The following is an 18,190-nucleotide window of genomic DNA, read 5'->3' on the forward strand; positions in this document are numbered from 1 at the left end:
ACTGCCTCTAAGGTGCCATCATTTTGCTATCGCTAAATGGCGCCTCGGGTTTGTGAACGGTGACGATTAAGTCTAAAACAAGCCATAAATGTCAAAAAAAAGCGTATTTTTCTTTATTTTTGTCATTTTTCTGTGCAGATGAGGAACTCTTCTTAAACCTACTGGTCGATGGGTTTAAGATTTTTCAGGATGAAGAAAGACAGCTCGCAAGTTGCCATGCGTGCTGTTCGTTAATTCTTGCCCGTTTTTTATTGTGAGTGCTGCGTCGTGCAGTCTCCTGTGTTTTCCCGAGGAGTTATTAAAATGAAGTTTTCCATGAGCAGTGCAGCGGTGGTTTTAGGTCTGGCCCTGAGTGGCGCAGCAGTTGCCGAAGAGTCGACAGACGCAGATGCCACTTCGGGTACTACCGATTCGACCGTGATGACCCAGACTCAGGACGCCAAAGCAGCTCAAAAACAAAAGACCGAACCCACAAAAGGTGGTCGCCCACAGAACGCAACCCCTCAAAAGCAGTCAAACTGATCATTTGAAGCCTTTGAGCGCAGCACTCTCCATGCGGAGAGTGCTGTAATATGTCCCTCCGAAGTAGCAAAATGCCCTCATTCATGTCTCCAGTTCCCGTCGATATATCCCGCATCGCAATCCCGGATGCCGAGCAGGTCTGTGCCTGGCTGGTCGAAAATGCCGGTCTGAAAGCGGTCGATCTGGAGCGGGCGCACCGTTTGCAACAGGAATCGGAAGGCACCGAGCTGTTGGGTCTTCTGACCCGCCTTGGATTGGTGTCGGAGTTCGAACTGGCACGCGCCTGGGCTGCGCTGTTGAATGCTCCGCTGGTACTGGCCGACGGCGTGCCGCCAATGCTGGATCCGCTGCCGCCGCTGACCGAGCGTTTCATGCGCCACTATCAGGTGGTGCCGGTAGGCTGGAGCGATCAGGGGCTTCAGGTACTCGGCGCCAACCCTGGCACGCTGTACCCGTTTCAAGCAATTGCCTATGCCTGTGAAGTGCCGGTGCGCCTTTCCGTGGGCCCGCGCAATGAAGTCGAGACGCTGATCGAGCGGTATTACGGGCAGGGCCGGTCGGCAATGGGCACTCTGATCGAGAACCTTGACGACGAGGGCGGCTCGCTGGAAGACATCGAGCATCTCAAGGACCTGGCGTCAGAGGCGCCGGTCATTCGTCTGGTCAACCTGATTTTGCAGCGCGCGGTTGAACAGCGTGCGTCGGACATTCATATAGAGCCGTTCGAAAGCCAGCTGAAGGTGCGCTACCGCATCGACGGCGTACTGCATGAAGCCGAAGCGCCACCTTCCAGCTCGTCGGCAGCGGTCATATCCCGGGTGAAGATCATGGCTCGTCTGGACATCGCCGAGCGACGTTTGCCGCAGGATGGCCGGATCATGTTGCGTATTCAGGGCAAGGAGCTGGACCTGCGGGTTTCTACCGTGCCCACCAGTTTCGGCGAGTCGGTTGTCATGCGTCTGCTGGACCGGCAAACCATCAATTTCGACTTCCCGAGCCTGGGCTTCGATGGCGAACGCCTGGACGAGTTTCTGGATGTGCTTGAGCGACCGCACGGCATCCTGCTGGTCACCGGGCCGACGGGTTCCGGTAAAACCACCACGCTCTATACGGCGTTGTCGCGGCTCAACACTGCCGAGCGCAAGATCATCACCGTCGAAGACCCGGTGGAATACCAGCTCGAAGGCATCAACCAGATTCAGGTCAAGCCCTCCATCGGTCTGGACTTCGCCGGGGCGTTGCGCTCCATTGTGCGTCAGGACCCGGACGTCATCATGATCGGTGAGATGCGCGACCTCGAAACCTGCCGCATTGCCATCCAGTCTTCATTAACCGGTCACTTGGTGCTTTCGACCCTGCACACCAACAGCGCTGCGGCGAGTATTACTCGTTTGCTGGACATGGGCGTCGAAAGCTACCTGATCGCCTCGACCGTCAATGGCATTCTGGCTCAGCGACTGGTGCGGCGCCTGGACCCGGCCACTCGTGAGGCGTTCGATGCTCCACCGGAGCTGATCGCCGAGCACGGACTCGAGCGTTTCACCGACGAGCGTCCGATTCGGCTGTACCGGCCACGCGCCGACGCGCCGGGCGGTGGCTACCGCGGACGCAGTGCAATCACCGAGTTGCTAGTCATGAATGAAGAGCTGCGCAGCCTGTTGATGCGTCACGCCGACGCCTCGACACTGGAGGAGGCTGCACGTCGCGGCGGGTTGCGCACCTTGCACGAAGAGGGCTTGCGTCAGGCCGTAGCCGGCGTCACCTCACTGGAAGAAGTGTTGCGCGTCACCCGGGGTGATGGCACATGAGTCTGTTCAAATACCGCGCGCTGGACGCGCAAGGCGCGCCGCAGAACGGCACGCTGGAGGCTCGAGATCAGGAAGCTGCCATCGCTGCTTTGCAAAAGCGCGGTTTGATGGTCTTGCAGGTCGATGTCGCCGGTCTCGGCGGGCTGCGTCGTGTGCTCGGCAGCGGCTTGCTGAACGGAGCGGCGCTGGTCAGTTTTACTCAGCAGCTCGCTACGTTGCTGGGTGCAGGGCAACCGTTGGAACGATCTCTCGGGATTCTGCTCAAACAGCCTGGACAACCGCAGACCAAGGCGCTGATCGAACGTATTCGCGAGCAGGTCAAGGCGGGTAAGCCGTTGTCCGTTGCGCTGGAAGAAGAGGGCACTCAGTTTTCGCCCCTCTATATAAGCATGGTGCGCGCCGGTGAAGCCGGTGGTGCTCTCGAAAGCACGTTGCGCCAGCTGAGCGATTACCTGGAACGCAGCCAGTTGTTGCGCGGTGAAGTGATCAACGCACTGATCTACCCGGCGTTCCTTGTCGTAGGTGTGCTGGGCTCACTGGCCTTGTTGCTGGCTTACGTGGTGCCGCAATTCGTACCGATTTTCAAGGATCTCGGGGTGCCGATCCCTTTGATCACCGAGGTCATTCTCGACCTTGGACAGTTTCTCGGTGACTACGGCCTGGCGGTGTTTGCAGGTCTGATTGCGCTTATATGGGGCATGGCGATCCGCATGCGTGATCCCCAGCGGCGTGAACGGCGTGACCGCCGCCTGTTGGGCATCCGGGTCATCGGCCCTCTGTTGCAGCGCATCGAAGCCGCGCGCCTGACCCGCACTCTCGGAACGCTTTTGACCAATGGCGTGGCGTTGCTTCAGGCGCTGGTCATCGCACGGCAGGTGTGTACCAATCGCGCCTTGCAGGCCCAGGTGGAGCAGGCCGCCGAGTCGGTCAAGGGCGGTGGCACACTGGCCAGTGCGTTCGGCGCGCAGCCACTGTTGCCGGACCTGGCCCTGCAAATGATTGAAGTCGGCGAACAGGCTGGCGAACTGGACACCATGCTGATGAAGGTCGCCGACGTGTTCGACGTCGAGGCCAAGCGCGGTATCGACCGCATGCTGGCAGCTCTTGTACCGGCGTTGACAGTGGTGATGGCGGGCATGGTCGCGGTGATCATGCTGGCCATCATGCTGCCGCTGATGAGCCTGACCAGCAATATCTGAATCCATGAACGAGGAAACCATTGCGATGAATTTTAGCCGTACACGCTTCAAATCCGCACGCCGTCAGGGTGGCTTCACCTTGCTGGAAATGCTCGCCGTTATCGTCCTGCTGGGCATCGTTGCGACCATTGTCGTGCGGCAAGTGGGCGGCAACGTCGACAAGGGCAAGTACGGCGCGGGCAAGGCGCAGCTGGCGAGCCTGGGCATGAAAATCGAAAGCTACGCGCTGGATGTCGGTTCGCCTCCCAAGACGTTGCAGCAGTTGACTGAAAAACCGGGTAACGCGTCGAACTGGAATGGCCCTTACGCCAAGCCTTCGGACCTCAAGGACCCGTTCGGCCATGCATTTGGCTATCGCTTCCCAGGCCAGCACGGCAGCTTCGATCTGATCTTCTACGGCCAGGACGGTCAGCCGGGTGGCGAAGGTTACAGCGCCGACCTGGGCAACTGGGAGTAAATGGCGGAATGAAAACGTCTGTTGCGAGCCGGGGTTTTACCCTCATGGAAATGCTGGTGGTGCTGGTCTTGATGAGCATCGCTGTCGGTCTGGTGGGTTTCGGTCTGCAACAGGGTTTGAGTACTGCCAGCGAGCGTCGTGCAGTGGGCGACATGGTCGAGGCACTGCGGGCGACCCGAGTGCGGGCTATTGTGACGGGCCAGCCGGCGCGCACCGAGTTCAATCTGCGCAAGGCAACGTTCAAGGCCCCCGGCAAGCGTGAAATGCGTTGGCCTGTCACGCTGCGAGTGACCCTGCAGACCTCCTCGGACCTTGGCTCGTCGGTCGAGTTTTACCCGGACGGCGGCTCCAGCGGTGGCAACGTTCTGGTCGCCGACGGTGACCGGCGCTGGCGTATCGATATTGGCTGGCTGACCGGCAGTGTCCAGGTTCGGTCGCTTTAATGAAAACATCGCAGTCGGGGTTCACCCTGCTGGAGATGCTGGCTGCATTGACCGTCATGGCGGTCTGCAGTGGCGTTTTACTGGTTGCGTTCGGGCAAAGTGCGCGGTCGCTGCAACAGGTGTCACGCAGCGACCGGCTCAGTCACGCTGCCCGCACCATCATGGATCAGGAAAGCGCCGGGCCGCTGGAAAACGCTACGCGTAAGGGCACCTTGTCCGGCATTGACTGGACACTGGATATTCACCAATTGCCAGGCGCGAACGGACAACCCAGGTTGTTTCGCCTTGATCTGTCGCTGAACGAGCATCAGCGCAAGGCGCAGTTCAGTACCCTGAAGCTACGCGGCGCTGTCACCGGGGCTGGCTCATGAGGTCGGCTCAGCGTGGCTTCACGTTGCTTGAAGTGTTGCTGGTGATCAGCCTGCTGGGCGTGCTGCTGGTATTGGTAGCCGGGGCATTGTTGGGAGCCAATCGTGCCGTGCTCAAGGCTGAGCGCTACACCGTCAATCTGGATGAGACCCGCGCTGCGCAGGCCTTTTTGCGCAGTTCGATAAGCCAGGCGCTGCCGCTGGACACGTCCGCGGAAGACGATGTGAACAGCGGTTTTTTCGAAGGCTCGGCGCAACAGTTGCGGTTTGTCGCCACGTTGCCTGGCGAGTTGGGCGGCGGCATCCAGGTTCATAGCCTTGAGCTCAAGGGGCCTGAGGGGCGTCGTTCCTTGCAGGTATCTTTTGCTCAGGTTCAGTCCGGTGCAAACGGTATTGCACTTAAACCGTGGGGTGAGCCTCAAGTGTTGCTGCAAAACGTCGATTCACTGACGTTCAGTTACAGAGGGCTCAACCCGAAGGGCAAGCCTACAGGATGGCTGCCCGATTGGCCGTGGCCGAATCGTTTACCGGGAGCGGTACGGATCGACATGCAGACCAGAGGAACCATCAAATGGGTACCCGAGGTTGTAGCGTTGCGTCTGGACTTGTCCGGCGGGGCGAGCGGCGAATGATTGAAGCAAATCGATACCAGCGCGGCGTAGCGCTGCTAGTAGTGCTTTGGGTTCTTGCACTGCTCAGCCTGTTGCTGGGCGGGCTGGCGGGCTGGGTGCAACTGGAAAGCCGGCAGGCACTCTGGCTGCGGCAGAACACGCAGGCTTTGATGGCGGCTGAGGCTGGCATGAATATGGCTGTGCAGGGGTTGCTTGATCCTGCGCAGCGCAAACGCTGGATTGCCGATGGGCGTCTGGTGTCGTTGCGCATGGATGACACGCAGCTGGTTGTGAGTATCAGGAGCGAGCGCGGCAAGCTGGACCTTAATAGTGCGCCGGTCGCCGATATATCACGGCTGCTGCAGGCATGTGGCGCGGCCAAAAACCAGGCCAGCAGTATTGCCCAGGTGCTGGAGGCTCAGCGTAATGGCGGCCAGTCACCCTTGCGAGTGGTCGAGGAAGTACGTCAGTTGCCGGGCATGAGTCAGGCGCTGTATACCCGGATATTACCGGAAATAACATTATGGAGCGGCCTGGACAGGCCCGATCCGGCATTCGCTTCGGGGTTGCTGCGTAGGGCCTTGAACTTGCCGAACCAGAGCGCTGCAGGGGCTGATCCTGGCGAGGTACTGGCCATCGACAGCCGCGCAGAACGACCGGGCGGTGTGACCGCCCTGTTACAAACCACTGTTTTATTGAGCCCATCGGAGGGAAGCGCACAGCCCTACAGGGTATTGCGTTGGCAAGAATGAATTCATCAGTTTCTGCACGTCTGGCGCCTGTTTACGCGTTACGCGAACAGGTCGCCCGGCAGTGGCGTGGCAGTCCGGCCCAACAGGCATGGCAATGGTGGGTGGCCGAGCTTCGCGCCTGCCTGCCTTTGCGCGTGCGCCGCTGGCTGGGTCGCGAGACCGTCGAGCAGACGCACGTCTGGCCATTGGTCGAGCCGTTGCCTGTCGCATCGGCCCAGGTGCGACGCGTTCTGCTGCTGCCTGCTTCTGCGGTGCTGGTGCAAACCTTGCAATTGCCGGCCGCCGCAGCCCGCAACCTGTCCACCGTGGTGGGCTACGAGCTGGATCGCTTTACGCCTTTCGACGCGGGTCAGTTGTATTTCGTCGCTCGCCAGGACAGCCGTAGCGCCAGCTTTGTCCAAGTCACGCTGGTGGCCATACTGCGCGAGCGGCTGGACGCGATACTCGCCGAGTGCGCCGAGCGTGGTCTGCGTCCTGATGCTGTGGACGTTGGCGCTGAAGGTCAGCGCATGGGTGTCGATCTGCTGCCGATGCCGCTGCGTCCGCAACAGTCGCGCTCTGGCCATCGCTTGCAACGCTGGCTGGGCTGGCTGTGTATCGGTCTGCTGTTGAGTGCCATGCTGCTGTGGCTGAATGATCGCCAAAGCCTGCTCGACGACATGCAAGCCAGCGTCAAGGCACAAAAAGCCCAGGTCGGAGAGGTTCAGCAACTGCGCCAGCAATTGACCAATACCCTGGGTGCCGCCAATTACCTGTTGCGGCGCAAGGCTACTCAGCCGCCGCTCTCGGCGTTACTCAGCGAGCTGACCGCCTGCCTGCCTTCGGACACCTGGATCGAGCATCTCGAGATCAGTGACAGCGCCGAAGTGGCGTTTTCCGGCCAGAGCGGCAAGGCCAGTGCTTTGATCGGCCGGGTAAAAGACTGTCGTAGCCTGGACAATGCCCAGTTTCAGGGGGTGATCCAGCCTGACACCAAAACCGGCAAGGATCAGTACTCCCTGCGTGCGCACTTGCACCAGAACCAGCAACAGGAGAACGCCGATGCGCCGTCCACTGACAAGCCGTGAACGGCGGGGCGCGGCCCTTACTGTCCTGGCACTGGTGCTATGCCTGGCTTACTGGTTGTTGATCGACAGCTGGTTCGCCGGGCCATTGCGTGATATCGGCGAACAGACCGAGCAGTTGCGTGAACAGCAGCAACGCTACGCCGGTTTGTTGCAGCAAGGTGATTCCCTGCGCGAGCAGTTAGAGCAGGCGCGTCGGGATCCGGCGAGCAGCACCAGCCTGTTGCCAGGAGAAGACCCCAGTGCCGTGGCGGCGGACCTGATGCAGCGTATCGCCGATCTGATCAGCAGTCAGGCCAACACCGGTGGCGGCTGCGAGCTGACCCAGCGTATGCCGATCACGCCGGAGCAGGACAGCGCCGAGCCGTATCGTCAGGTCAAGGTCAGCCTGACCCTGAACTGCGCCATTGAGCCGTTGACGGCCATTTTGCATGCGCTGGAATACCAGCGTCCGTTTCTGTTTATCGATGAGATGAGTATGCGTCGCGACGCCAATGCGCCTGCCAATGGTGCTGCGGGCAAGCTGGTAGTGCATCTGCTGGTGCGCGGCTACCTGCAACCGGCCAGTGTCGGGGAGGGCGAGCAATGATCGGTTCATTACGTCCGCTGGAGTGGGCCTTGCTGGCATGTGCCGCTTTGCTGGCTGCGCTGATTACACTGATATTCAGTGGTGCAGCACATTCGCCAGGCTGGCTGCCGGAGCAGGCGCCGCGTAACCTGACGGATCAGAAGGCGCAGATCCACAGTGCGCCGTCAGCTACTCTGGACAGTCTGGCTAATACTTGGAAGACCCCGCTTTTCAGTCCTGATCGCAGCCCCGATACGGCGGTCCGCAAAACTGATGTGCAGGCCTCCAGCCTGGCTGGCCTGACCCTGACCGGGGTAATCATGGATGGCTCGCTACGTGTTGCACTGCTCAAGCAGGCCAGCGGCCCGGCACTTAAAGTGCGTCAGGGCGCGCGCCTGCCCAATGGCTGGACGCTTGAGCGTCTTGAGCCTACCGAGGCCACTTTCAAGCTCGACGAGCGTACGCAAGTCCTGCGCCTGCCCGCGTTGCGCCTGCCGCCGCCGTCAAGCAGCCCCCCGATTACGTTAACCAACGATTCCACCCTGTGATGGGTACATTTTCTGGAGTTCCTGCCATCGCTACCTTGCGCACACCCTTGCTTTGCCTGGCCACCGCCGTCGCCCTTGGCGGCTGCGCGACACCGTCAGACACACTCGATCCCGACAATGGCATGCTGCAGGAAGCGCTCCAGGGAACGGGTTCACAACGTCCGCCGGTAGACCCGCGCAGCGAGCGACCGCCTGTCGAGCCACCTGCCCAGCAGACGACGACCTCGCCACAGCGCAAGATCATCCAGGGCAACCAGCGGTTCATCCGTCAGCCCGCTGCGGCGCCGGCTGCGCGCCCGGCCGAGACTGGCGATATCGTCTTCAACTTCACCAACCAGCCCATTCAGGCGGTAATCAACAGCATCATGGGCGATCTGCTGCACGAGAATTACAGCATCGCCCAAGGTGTGAAGGGCGACGTCAGCTTCTCGACGTCCAAACCGGTCAACAAGCAACAGGCGCTGTCGATCCTCGAGACGCTGCTGTCCTGGACCGATAATGCGATGATCAAACAAGGCAATCGCTACGTCATCCTGCCTTCCAATCAGGCCGTGGCGGGCAAGCTGGTGCCGGAAATGCGTGTGGCACAACCTTCGCCAGGCATGTCGGCACGACTGTTTCCGCTGCGTTACATCTCGGCCAACGAAATGCAGAAGCTGCTCAAGCCGTTCGCCCGGGAAAACGCATTTCTGCTGGTCGATCCGGCGCGCAACGTTCTCAGCCTGGCGGGCACGCCTGAAGAACTGGCCAACTATCAGGACACCATCGACACCTTCGATGTGGACTGGCTGAAAGGTATGTCGGTCGGCGTATTCGGTCTGCAGCGCGCTTCGGTCGGCGAACTGATGCCCGAGCTGCAAAAAATGTTCGGCCCTGAAAGCGGCATGCCGCTGGCGGGCATGGTGCGCTTCCTGCCTATCGAGCGGACCAATTCGGTGGTCGCTATTTCCTCGCAGCCCGAATACCTGCGCGAAGTCGGCGAGTGGATTCACACCATCGACGAAGGCGGCGGCAACGAGCCGCAGATGTACGTGTACGACGTGCGCAACATGAAGGCCACTGACCTCGCCAAATACCTGCGGCAGATCTACGGCACGGGCGCTATCAAGGAAGATTCGCCGGCCAAGGTGGCGCCAGGTCTGCGCACCACCACTCTGTCATCGCTCAACTCCAGCGGCGGTGGCGGTGGTGTCGGCGGCATGAGCGGTTCCGGTGGGCTGGGCGGCAACGGCGGTGGTATCGGCAACAGCGGCGGCATGAGCAATGGCGGCGGTTTTGGTAACAACCAGGGCCTGAACAACAGCCAGAACAACGCCGACAGCGAATCCGAGGGTGATGACCAGAGCGGCGGTGATTCCGAATCCGATTCGTCCGGCCAGGACGGCAGCGGCTCCGCAGGCAACGGCAAGTCACTCGACGCCAGCACGCGCATTACTGCGCAGAAGAGCAGCAACCAGTTGCTGGTACGCACACGTCCAGCACAGTGGAAAGAAATCGAATCAGCCATCAAGCGCCTCGATAATCCACCGCTGCAAGTGCAGATCGAGACGCGCATTCTGGAAGTCTCGCTGACTGGCGAACTGGACATGGGCGTGCAGTGGTATCTGGGGCGTCTGGCGGGCAATTCGGGAACCACTGGAAACGTCGCCAACACGGCAGGCAGTCAGGGCGCACTCGGCACCGGCGGGGCTGCGCTGGGCGCGACCGATGCGTTCTTCTACTCCTTCGTCAGCAATAATTTGCAGGTGGCGTTGCGCGCTCTTGAACGCAATGGCCGCACTCAGGTGCTGTCGGCGCCGTCGCTGGTGGTCATGAACAATCAGCAGGCGCAGATTCAGGTGGGTGACAACATTCCGATCAGCCAGACCTCGATCAACACCAATACGTCCACCAACACCACATTGAGCAGTGTGGAATACGTGCAGACCGGTGTGATTCTCGATGTCGTGCCGCGCATCAATCCGGGTGGCCTGGTGTACATGGACATTCAGCAACAGGTCAGTAATGCCGACAACAACGCCTCGAATAACGATGCCAACGGCAACCCGCGCATTTCAAGTCGCTCCGTTTCCACTCAGGTTGCGGCTCAGAGCGGTCAGACGATATTGCTGGGCGGGCTGATCAAGCAGGATAACGCAGAGACGGTCGACGCCGTGCCGTATCTGGGACGTATCCCAGGCTTGAGATGGCTGTTCGGCACCACCAGCAAGTCCAAGGGGCGGACCGAGCTGATCGTGCTGATTACGCCACGTGTCATCACCAGCAGCAGTCAGGCGCGTCAGGTGACGGATGATTACCGTCAGCAGATGCAGTTGCTCAAACCCGAGGTTTCGCGGACCAGCATGCATAACTGACGCTGTGTTAGTTTTGCCACGACATCCACTCACGGCGCTGCCTGTCGGCAGCGCTCAAAAGAGGTCATGAACCGATGCTGAAATTTTTCGCCGCCTTGCTGTTTGCTGTTGCCGGGATGGCGCAGGCACAGGACACCCTGCACACGGATCTGCCGCTGGACTACCTTGCGCAAGCAAATGTCGAAACCCCGAACCGGCCGCTGGTGATCTTCATTCATGGCTATGGCAGCAACGCGGCTGATCTGTTCGGGCTCAAGGAGCATCTGCCGGCCGATTACAACTACCTGTCGGTGCAGGCTCCGGTAACGTTACAGCCCGACAGTTACAAGTGGTTCACCCAAAAGCGGGGTGCACCCGATTACGACGGCGTGACTGAAGACCTGAAAAGCAGCGGCACCAAACTGACTGCATTCATTACTCAGGCCACGGCAAAATTCCACACTCAGCCTGACAAGGTTTTTCTGGTCGGCTTTAGCCAAGGCGCAATGATGAGCTACGAAGTTGCCTTGCGTCAGCCGAAGCTGGTGGGGGGCATTGCGGCGTTGAGCGGGCGTTTGTTGCCGGTGGTTCAGTCCGAGGTCAAACCCTCTGACGACCTCAAGGCGTTGAAAGTCTTCATCGGTCATGGAAAGCAGGACCGCCAGGTGGCCTACGCCAGCGGCCCGCAAGCCGAAGCAACCCTCAAGTCGCTCGGCCTGACGCCGCAGTTTCATGCTTATGAAGGCCTTGGGCACAGCATCAGCGAGGCTGAAGTGGTGGACCTGGGGAACTGGTTGCAACAGTCAGCACGCTAGCCAAAACGTGCGTCATCATGCCTGGAGGGGCGACGCACCATTCACGGTTAACTAATTGACCTTGACCTCGTTGAACTTGAGTACGTTGTCCTTGTTCTCGCGATCACGGAAGGTCAGCTTCAAAGCAGGTGATTGCTTGATCCGGCCCTTGGTCGCTTCAAAGATCAGCGTCACGCGGGTAGGGACGTTGCGAATCAACTGGAAACTGTCCCAACGGTCGTACTTGGCATCGCCAACGCGCAGTTGCGACAGACCCAGTGCGCCGCCGGTTTCCTCAAACAAGCTTATTGGAGTGAGAAAACGGAAGTCGCGGTCTGCACTCTTGTTGATCAGTTCGAGGGTACAGGTAGGCGACTGGCCGTTCTGATCGCAATCAAGCAACTCCACGCTGAGGTTGTCGACGGTCTCGGATCGTTTGCCGAACATGTTGGCGTTGTCATTCTCGACGAACAGCTTCTGACTGCGGGCGAATTCGAGCGAAGGCTTGGCGTATTCACCGCCCAACTTGAAAAAAACTGCACACAGAAACAACGCCAGCGCCAACCAGACGCCAAGCTTGAGTACCGCAGGCAGCTTCCTGGCGAGGATTGCGATACCCAGCCCGCTGAACAACATGATCGCGCTGACAATGATTATCAGCGTCTTCCAGTTGATGAAGTCGACGCTGAGGCCAAGAATGGCCGGGTCCGGGAAGAGGTAGGTAAAGATGCTCCAGATGACCCCGATCATGCCGCTGATGCCGAGCGATATCTTGGCGAAAATCGCGGAAATTTTGCTTGTTCGTGGTGCTGCGTCCATTGCTGTTTTGCCTTGTTCGGGTTGCGGAGGTGCTTACCGATGCGCTTGAACAGCACATCGGCGGGTTGGGGGCCTTGGGATGAGGCGTCTGTACAATCCGTGTTCAATCGCGCTTATCCAGAGGTGCCGGATACGCGAGCCTAAAGGTGCGAGAGAGAGCCAGAAGGGCGATTGGCTATGCAACCGCCACGGCATTATCCTGCAAATCAGTCACAAAGTGCAGCGTTTACGCATTCTGCCTTGATCGATCCCTGAGAAACGCCAGCAACGCAATCAGCGGCAGTACCGTGCCTGCGATCAGCACCCAGGCCCATCCGCCATGGTCGAATAACGGGCTGGCCACCGCTGAGCCAATAGCGCCGCCGATGAAGATGCTGGTCATGTACAGCGCATTGAGCCGGCTGCGACTGGCCGCATCCAGGGCGTAGACGGTGCGCTGACCCAGGACCATGCTGGTCTGTACGCAGAAATCCAGGACCACGCCCGTGATTGCCAGGCCGATCACGCTGTAGGCAGGGTGAACCAGGCCCGGGAGAAAACTCAGAGCGCCGAGCAATAGCGCGCCCAGTGAGGCTATGCGGGTGTAGCCGGCGTCTGCCAGGCGACCACTGATGGGGGCAGCGATTGCGCCGATCGCGCCGATCAGGGCGAAGATGGCAATCTGCGTTTGCGACAGCCCGTGGTTGCGCGACAGTTCCAGTGGCACAGCCGTCCAGAACAGGCTGAACGTCGCGAACATGCACGCTTGGTAAAAGGCGCGTTGACGCAGCACCGGCTGGTTACGCAGCAGAGTCCAGAGCGAGAACAACAACTGGCCGTAGGACGCACGATGGTCCGGCACGCGCTTGGGCATGGTAGTCGCAAGCACTACGCTGATACCTATCATGATCACTGCCGCCGAGCCGAATACTGCACGCCAGCCGAAATGATCCGCCACCAGGCTGGCAATGGGCCGTGCCAGTAGAATCCCCAACAGCAGCCCGCCCATGATCCCGCCGACCACACGGCCTCGAGACTCCTCGGGCGCAAGGTGCGCTGCCAGTGGGATCAGCATTTGCACCGACACAGAACTGAACCCCACCAGCAACGACACCAGCAGAAACAGGTTCGGTTGTTCGGCAAAGGCCGCGCCCAGCAGGCTGAGCACCGCAACCACGGTGGTGATCAGCATCAACCGCCGGTTCTCCAGCAAATCGCCCAGCGGCACCAGAAAGAACAAGCCCAGCGCATAACCGATCTGCGTCAACGAAACGATCAGACTGGCCGCTGTACTCGACAACCCGATGTCCGGGGCAATCAGCTCGATAATCGGCTGGGCATAGTAAATGTTGGCAACAATTGCGCCACAGCAGAACGCGAACAGCATCACCATGGCCGGGGTCATTGTCATCGCATTGTGCGCGGGTCGGGATGCGTGAGGCATGTAAAATCTCGCTTGGGCGCAGGCCTGTCAGATGTCCGGGACGTCTGTGTCAGGCGGTTGTGTGATTGATGGCGAGCAGGCTAACGTTTTTGTCAGGGATTAAGTAGGCACGGCGAGTTGATACAGGATATTTCTGCGAGTGATGGGTGGAGATGGGCTGTTACGTGGCAAGGCTGTTACGAGATACGTGATGAGCAGGATTTTCGTCCTTCTTCCATCATGCCGGCCGCTTGATCCCATAGCTCACCACATACAGCGCCGGCAGAAAAAACAGGGTGAGCAGGGTCGCGATGGCGATGCCGCCGATCATGGCGATCGCCATTGGGCCCCAGAACACTTCGCGGGCGATTGGTATCATGCCCAGGCTGGCAGCCGCTGCGGTCAGCATGATCGGTCGACAACGGTGTTCGGTGGCCTTGACCACTGATGACCAGGCGCTTTCGCCAGCGGCGATGAACTCGTCGATCTGGGTCACCAGAATCACTGAGTTGCGGATAATGATGCCGATCAATGCCAGCACACCGAGAATCGCCACGAAGCCCAGCGGATAGCCGGAAATCAGCAGGGCGGCGACTACCCCTATCAGCCCCAGCGGCACCACACTGACCACCAGCAGAAGCTTTTTGACGCTGTGCAACTGGATCATCAAGAAGCTCACTACCAATAACAGCATCAGCGGCACGACCTTCAGAATGGGCCCTTGCGAGCGTGCGCTGGCTTCTACAGCACCGCCGGTGGCGATCGAATAACGCAGGGGGAGGCGGGCGCTGAAGGCATCGACTTCGGGTTTCAATTGCTTCACCAGTGCAGCCGGTTGCAACTTGCCGAGTACGCTGGCTTTCAGGGTAATAGTCGGCAGTCGGTCGCGACGCCAGACTAAAGGCTGTTCCTGCTCATAACTGAGGGTGGCAAACGCCAGTAGCGGTATGGTCGAACCATCCGGCGTCGGAATCTGCAGGTTGCGGAGGGTGTCTATCGAACTGCGTTCGTCGCTGTCGGCGCGTCCCACCAGATCAATCAGGTAGGTGCTGTCACGTACCTGGGTAATGGCACTGCCCGTTACCAGGCTATTGAGGATCTGCGCCACGTCTTCCGAGGACAGACCAAACTGACGTATTTTGTCTTGAGCGATGTCGATCTTCAGTACTTTGCCCGGCTCGTTCCAGTCGTAGATCACCTGACCGATATTGGGGTTGGCATCCAGAATGGCGGCCAGCGCCATGGCCTGGCTGCGCACTTGCTCGATGTCCGGACCGCTGACCCGATATTGCACCGGCCAGCCGACTGGCGGGCCCATGTTCAAGGGCTGCACATAACCGCCCACACCGACGTAATCATCACGAAAGCGTTGGCGCAAACGTTCGATCAGACGGTCGCGCACTTCGCCACTCTGGCTGACGATCACCAGTTGCCCATAAAACGGATTGCTCAATTGCTGATCCAGCGGCAGGTAGAAACGCACCGCACCTTTGCCGACATAGGAGCTCCAGCGCAGCACATCGGGATCCTGCTTGAGCGTCGCTTCAAAACGGTCCATGGTCTGGCGGGTGCCTTCGATGGAGCCGTTTTGTGGCATGTAGATGTCCACGAGGATTTCCGGTCGGTCGGAGTCCGGGAAGAACTGGTTCTGCAGCAATCTGGCCGCGAACAACGAGCCAATGAACAGCAGTACGGTCAACCCGATCACCCACCCACGGTGTTCAAGGGTCTTGATCAGCAGACGGCTGAAACCTCGCATCCAGCGCCCCGGTTCGGCGTGTCGTGCCGACGCCTTGAGAATGTGCACACCGATCAGCGGCGCAAACAGCACTGCCACCAGCCAGGACAGCAGCAAGGCTACTGCGATCACCGCGAACATGGTAAAGACGTACTCGCCTGCCGAACTGGAGTTCAGGCCGATGGGCACGAAACCGGCAACCGTCACCAGCGTGCCGGTAAGCATCGGGAATGCGGTCGATGTGTAGGCGAATGTTGCGGCCTGAGGCAATGAGTCTCCGCTCTCGAGCCGTGTGACCATCATTTCTACCGTGATCATGGCGTCATCCACCAGCAACCCGAGGGCGATGATCAGTGCGCCAAGCGAAATACGCTGCATGGTGATGCCGCTGTACTCCATGAACACGAACACCAGCGCGAGCACCAGCGGTATCGAGCAGGCCACTACCAGCCCGGCACGAATGCCGAGGCTGATGAAACTGACCACCAATACGATCAGGATCGCTTCGAAGAGCGCATGGGTGAAACCGCCGATGGCTTTCTCGACCACCTCGGCCTGGCTGGACACCAGATGCACGTCGATCCCTAGCGGCAGTTCTGCGCTCAGGTCATCGATGCGTTGCTGTAATTGCGTGCCGAATGTCTGGATATTGCCACCTTGCTTCATGGCCACCGCAAGGCCGATGGCAGGTTGACCGTTGAAGCGGAACAGCGAGGAGGGCGGGTCAGCATAGCGACGCTCGATGGTTGCCAGATCGCTGAGGCGAAAGAACCGGTCGCCGAGGCGTAAATTAACCGCTTGCAGGTCTTCTTCACTCTTGAACTGACCGCTCGCCCGCACCGCGATCCTTTCCGGACCCGCCTCCATCACGCCAGCCGGCGTGACCGAGTTTTGCGCTTGCAGGCTTTGCAGCACCTGACGTTGATCAATCCCCAGCGCTGCCAGCTTGCGGGTCGAGAAATTCAGGTAAATGATTTCGCGCTGGGCACCGAGCAATTCGATCTTGCCCAGATTGGGCACGCTGCGGATGTCGGCGCGTACCTGCTCGACATAATCCCGCAGCTGGCGAAACGACAGTCCGTCGGTAGTGAACGCGTAGATACTGCCGAATACATCACCGAACTCGTCGTTGAAAGCCGGCCCCTGAATGCCGCTGGGCAACTCGGCGCGCACGTCGCTGATTTTCTTGCGCACCTGATACCACGCCGCCGGGATGTCGACGCTGCGGGTCTCACTTTTTAGGAACACGAAAATTGTCGATTCACCCGCCAGCGTGTAGCTTTTGACGTAGTCCAGAGCGTCGATTTCCTCAAGCTTCTTTTCCAGCCGATCGGTGACTTGCAGCAGCGTGTCAGGCAACGTTGCGCCGGGCCAGCGAGCCTGGATGACCATGGTCTTGATGGCAAACGACGGGTCCTCTTCGCGCCCCAGATTCAGGAATGACCAACTGCCCATCAGCAGTGAAACGAACATCATGTACCAGACCAGCGTGCGGTGTTTGAGCCCCCAGGCCGACAGATTGAAGCGCTCCCTCACAAACTGACCTCTCGCTGCAGACCAGTCTTCTGCCCGGGCGAGAGGGTTTTCTCGGTCGACGCGCGCTCCACCACTTCAACCTGTTGGCCGGGGTAAAGAAACTGCAGGCCCCTGGAGACCACGCGATCGCCTTCCGACAACCCTTCGGAAATCACCACCTGACCTTGTTCATAACGCAGCACCTTAACGCGGACCAAAGCGACCTTCGCCTGTGCATCTACTCGCCAGACGGCTGGCTGTCCCTGTGTGCGGCTCAGTGCCGACCAGGGCAGGGCGACTGCCGGCTGCGGGTGCGTCTGCACCTGTGCGCGTACCGCCGTGCCCAGCGAGGGAGCAACGGCATCGTCCGGCAAGGCGACGCGTACACGCAGCGTGCCGTTGGTGGCGGAAACGATGGGCGTGATCTCTCTGATGGTGCCGATAAAGGAAATACCGGGCTGGCCGAGCGCTGTAATCGTGACCTCGCGCCCAGCCTGATCCGCATCCAGCAGTGATTCATACGCGGAAAATACCGCCTCGCGCTTTCCATCGTGGGCAAGGCTGAAAACCGGAGCGGCAGCCTGTACCACCTGGCCTTCTTCAGCATGACGCGCTGTGATGACGCCATCTGCCACCGCGAACAGCTCTGTGTAACCCACTTGCTCACGTGCGTTGGCGAGTTGCGCCTGCAACGCTGCCAGATCTGCGCGTGCGCTCTCCAGGTTCGAGTGTGCTTTCTGATGTTCGCTGAGACTGGTATAGCCTTTGGGGAGCAGGGTCTGCTGACGCTGGTAATTCTGCTCAGCCAGGCGTAGCCGGGATTCGCGTATGGCTACGTCGGCACTGGCTGATGCCAGTTGGGTCTTTTGTTCACGCGGGTCCAGCCTGGCGAGCACTTGATGGGCCCGGACCCGGTCGCCGACGTCCACATAACGTTCGACCAGCTTGCCTGACACGCGAAACGACTGCTCGGTCACTTTACGAGCCTGGATATCACCTGTGAGCGCCACACTGCTGACGACATCCACCGAGACGACTGGCTGCACCTCGACCCGCACCAGCGCCTTATCAGCAGGTTTGCCTGCGGAGCAAGCACTGAGCGAGAGCAGCGAGATGAGGCCCGGCACAGCGAGTAACCGGAAGAACGGAAAGGGGAGCGACCGGGAAGTTATGGGCGCACAGCAGAACGAGCGCAAAGGCGCCGCGATAGAAAAAGTAATCAACTAATAGCACTGCCCAGTCAGGTAAA

17 protein-coding genes are annotated in these 18,190 nt (G+C 59.8%); 13 read left to right on the top strand and 4 right to left on the bottom strand.

Features of this window, described 5'->3' with window-relative positions; all coding sequences use genetic code 11:
* The first annotated feature begins 303 nt into the window (after nucleotides 1-303).
* From I9H09_RS10995 to I9H09_RS11055, 13 genes are all read left to right on the top strand, one after another.
* Entirely contained in the window at nucleotides 304-522 is a 219-nt protein-coding gene (locus I9H09_RS10995; RefSeq protein WP_183130813.1) for a hypothetical protein, read from the top strand.
* An 83-nt stretch (nucleotides 523-605) separates the two neighbouring features.
* Complete coding sequence (gene gspE, locus I9H09_RS11000) at nucleotides 606-2,330, top strand: type II secretion system ATPase GspE (protein ID WP_024669448.1); 1,725 nt, start codon at nucleotides 606-608, stop codon at nucleotides 2,328-2,330.
* Complete coding sequence (gene gspF / locus I9H09_RS11005; protein ID WP_122313049.1) at nucleotides 2,327-3,529, top strand: type II secretion system inner membrane protein GspF; 1,203 nt, start codon at nucleotides 2,327-2,329, stop codon at nucleotides 3,527-3,529. The genes gspE and gspF overlap by 4 nt, the downstream gene beginning before the upstream one ends.
* Before the next feature lie 25 nt (nucleotides 3,530-3,554).
* Nucleotides 3,555-3,986, top strand: a complete 432-nt coding sequence (gspG, locus tag I9H09_RS11010) for a type II secretion system major pseudopilin GspG (RefSeq protein WP_122324336.1) — start codon at nucleotides 3,555-3,557, stop codon at nucleotides 3,984-3,986.
* 8 nt (nucleotides 3,987-3,994) lie between these two features.
* Nucleotides 3,995-4,429 carry a prepilin-type N-terminal cleavage/methylation domain-containing protein gene (locus tag I9H09_RS11015; RefSeq protein ID WP_083492127.1) on the top strand — a complete coding sequence of 145 codons (435 nt, stop codon included), beginning with the start codon at nucleotides 3,995-3,997 and terminating at the stop codon, nucleotides 4,427-4,429.
* Nucleotides 4,429-4,800: a type II secretion system protein gene (locus I9H09_RS11020; protein ID WP_005893909.1), complete on the top strand. Its 372-nt coding sequence runs from the start codon at nucleotides 4,429-4,431 to the stop codon at nucleotides 4,798-4,800. The genes I9H09_RS11015 and I9H09_RS11020 overlap by 1 nt, the downstream gene beginning before the upstream one ends.
* Complete coding sequence (locus I9H09_RS11025) at nucleotides 4,797-5,429, top strand: type II secretion system protein GspJ (protein WP_005893910.1); 633 nt, start codon at nucleotides 4,797-4,799, stop codon at nucleotides 5,427-5,429. Before I9H09_RS11020 ends, I9H09_RS11025 begins: the two co-directional genes overlap by 4 nt.
* The gene (locus tag I9H09_RS11030) at nucleotides 5,426-6,160 is read left to right on the top strand and encodes a type II secretion system protein GspK (protein ID WP_053932740.1); all 735 of its coding nucleotides are present in this window, start codon (nucleotides 5,426-5,428) and stop codon (nucleotides 6,158-6,160) included. The genes I9H09_RS11025 and I9H09_RS11030 overlap by 4 nt, the downstream gene beginning before the upstream one ends.
* Complete coding sequence (locus I9H09_RS11035) at nucleotides 6,157-7,227, top strand: type II secretion system protein GspL (protein ID WP_122324324.1); 1,071 nt, start codon at nucleotides 6,157-6,159, stop codon at nucleotides 7,225-7,227. Before I9H09_RS11030 ends, I9H09_RS11035 begins: the two co-directional genes overlap by 4 nt.
* Nucleotides 7,202-7,813: a type II secretion system protein GspM gene (gene gspM / locus I9H09_RS11040; RefSeq protein ID WP_024669443.1), complete on the top strand. Its 612-nt coding sequence runs from the start codon at nucleotides 7,202-7,204 to the stop codon at nucleotides 7,811-7,813. Before I9H09_RS11035 ends, gspM begins: the two co-directional genes overlap by 26 nt.
* Nucleotides 7,810-8,340, top strand: a complete 531-nt coding sequence (locus I9H09_RS11045) for a general secretion pathway protein GspN (RefSeq protein ID WP_122347630.1) — start codon at nucleotides 7,810-7,812, stop codon at nucleotides 8,338-8,340. Before gspM ends, I9H09_RS11045 begins: the two co-directional genes overlap by 4 nt.
* Nucleotides 8,340-10,694 (top strand): type II secretion system secretin GspD, encoded by a 2,355-nt coding sequence (gspD, locus tag I9H09_RS11050; RefSeq protein WP_122313044.1) that lies wholly within the window; start codon nucleotides 8,340-8,342, stop codon nucleotides 10,692-10,694. The genes I9H09_RS11045 and gspD overlap by 1 nt, the downstream gene beginning before the upstream one ends.
* A 74-nt stretch (nucleotides 10,695-10,768) precedes the next feature.
* Nucleotides 10,769-11,488 carry an alpha/beta hydrolase gene (locus I9H09_RS11055; RefSeq protein ID WP_005893918.1) on the top strand — a complete coding sequence of 240 codons (720 nt, stop codon included), beginning with the start codon at nucleotides 10,769-10,771 and terminating at the stop codon, nucleotides 11,486-11,488.
* A gap of 51 nt (nucleotides 11,489-11,539) precedes the next feature.
* Here I9H09_RS11055 and I9H09_RS11060 read toward each other — a convergent pair whose 3' ends face one another.
* From I9H09_RS11060 to I9H09_RS11075, 4 genes are all read right to left on the bottom strand, one after another.
* The gene (locus tag I9H09_RS11060; RefSeq protein ID WP_005893919.1) at nucleotides 11,540-12,286 is read right to left on the bottom strand and encodes a hypothetical protein; all 747 of its coding nucleotides are present in this window, start codon (nucleotides 12,284-12,286) and stop codon (nucleotides 11,540-11,542) included.
* Between the two features lie 226 nt (nucleotides 12,287-12,512).
* Nucleotides 12,513-13,709 carry an MFS transporter gene (locus tag I9H09_RS11065; RefSeq protein ID WP_122347629.1) on the bottom strand — a complete coding sequence of 399 codons (1,197 nt, stop codon included), beginning with the start codon at nucleotides 13,707-13,709 and terminating at the stop codon, nucleotides 12,513-12,515.
* Between the two features lie 217 nt (nucleotides 13,710-13,926).
* The gene (locus tag I9H09_RS11070) at nucleotides 13,927-16,962 is read right to left on the bottom strand and encodes an efflux RND transporter permease subunit (RefSeq protein ID WP_122347628.1); all 3,036 of its coding nucleotides are present in this window, start codon (nucleotides 16,960-16,962) and stop codon (nucleotides 13,927-13,929) included.
* Nucleotides 16,959-18,149 carry an efflux RND transporter periplasmic adaptor subunit gene (locus I9H09_RS11075; RefSeq protein ID WP_051126737.1) on the bottom strand — a complete coding sequence of 397 codons (1,191 nt, stop codon included), beginning with the start codon at nucleotides 18,147-18,149 and terminating at the stop codon, nucleotides 16,959-16,961. Before I9H09_RS11075 ends, I9H09_RS11070 begins: the two co-directional genes overlap by 4 nt.
* Nucleotides 18,150-18,190 lie beyond the last annotated feature (41 nt).

Origin of the sequence: Pseudomonas tremae (genome assembly GCF_023278125.1) — a bacterium.
In the GTDB taxonomy this organism is placed as follows: Bacteria; Pseudomonadota; Gammaproteobacteria; order Pseudomonadales; family Pseudomonadaceae; genus Aquipseudomonas; species Aquipseudomonas tremae.

Bases quoted from the DNA above. Each gene is read 5' to 3' on its own strand.
- I9H09_RS11030 (WP_053932740.1), top strand. From the start codon at position 5,426: ATGATTGAAGCAAATCGATACCAGCGCGGCGTAGCGCTGCTAGTAGTG.
- I9H09_RS11020 (WP_005893909.1), top strand. From the start codon at position 4,429: ATGAAAACATCGCAGTCGGGGTTCACCCTGCTGGAGATGCTGGCTGCA.
- I9H09_RS11060 (WP_005893919.1), bottom strand. From the start codon at position 12,286: ATGGACGCAGCACCACGAACAAGCAAAATTTCCGCGATTTTCGCCAAG.
- I9H09_RS10995 (WP_183130813.1), top strand. From the start codon at position 304: ATGAAGTTTTCCATGAGCAGTGCAGCGGTGGTTTTAGGTCTGGCCCTG.
- I9H09_RS11055 (WP_005893918.1), top strand. From the start codon at position 10,769: ATGCTGAAATTTTTCGCCGCCTTGCTGTTTGCTGTTGCCGGGATGGCG.
- I9H09_RS11045 (WP_122347630.1), top strand. From the start codon at position 7,810: ATGATCGGTTCATTACGTCCGCTGGAGTGGGCCTTGCTGGCATGTGCC.
- I9H09_RS11035 (WP_122324324.1), top strand. From the start codon at position 6,157: ATGAATTCATCAGTTTCTGCACGTCTGGCGCCTGTTTACGCGTTACGC.
- gspD (WP_122313044.1), top strand. From the start codon at position 8,340: ATGGGTACATTTTCTGGAGTTCCTGCCATCGCTACCTTGCGCACACCC.
- gspM (WP_024669443.1), top strand. From the start codon at position 7,202: ATGCGCCGTCCACTGACAAGCCGTGAACGGCGGGGCGCGGCCCTTACT.
- I9H09_RS11065 (WP_122347629.1), bottom strand. From the start codon at position 13,709: ATGCCTCACGCATCCCGACCCGCGCACAATGCGATGACAATGACCCCG.
- gspF (WP_122313049.1), top strand. From the start codon at position 2,327: ATGAGTCTGTTCAAATACCGCGCGCTGGACGCGCAAGGCGCGCCGCAG.
- gspE (WP_024669448.1), top strand. From the start codon at position 606: ATGTCTCCAGTTCCCGTCGATATATCCCGCATCGCAATCCCGGATGCC.
- I9H09_RS11015 (WP_083492127.1), top strand. From the start codon at position 3,995: ATGAAAACGTCTGTTGCGAGCCGGGGTTTTACCCTCATGGAAATGCTG.
- gspG (WP_122324336.1), top strand. From the start codon at position 3,555: ATGAATTTTAGCCGTACACGCTTCAAATCCGCACGCCGTCAGGGTGGC.
- I9H09_RS11025 (WP_005893910.1), top strand. From the start codon at position 4,797: ATGAGGTCGGCTCAGCGTGGCTTCACGTTGCTTGAAGTGTTGCTGGTG.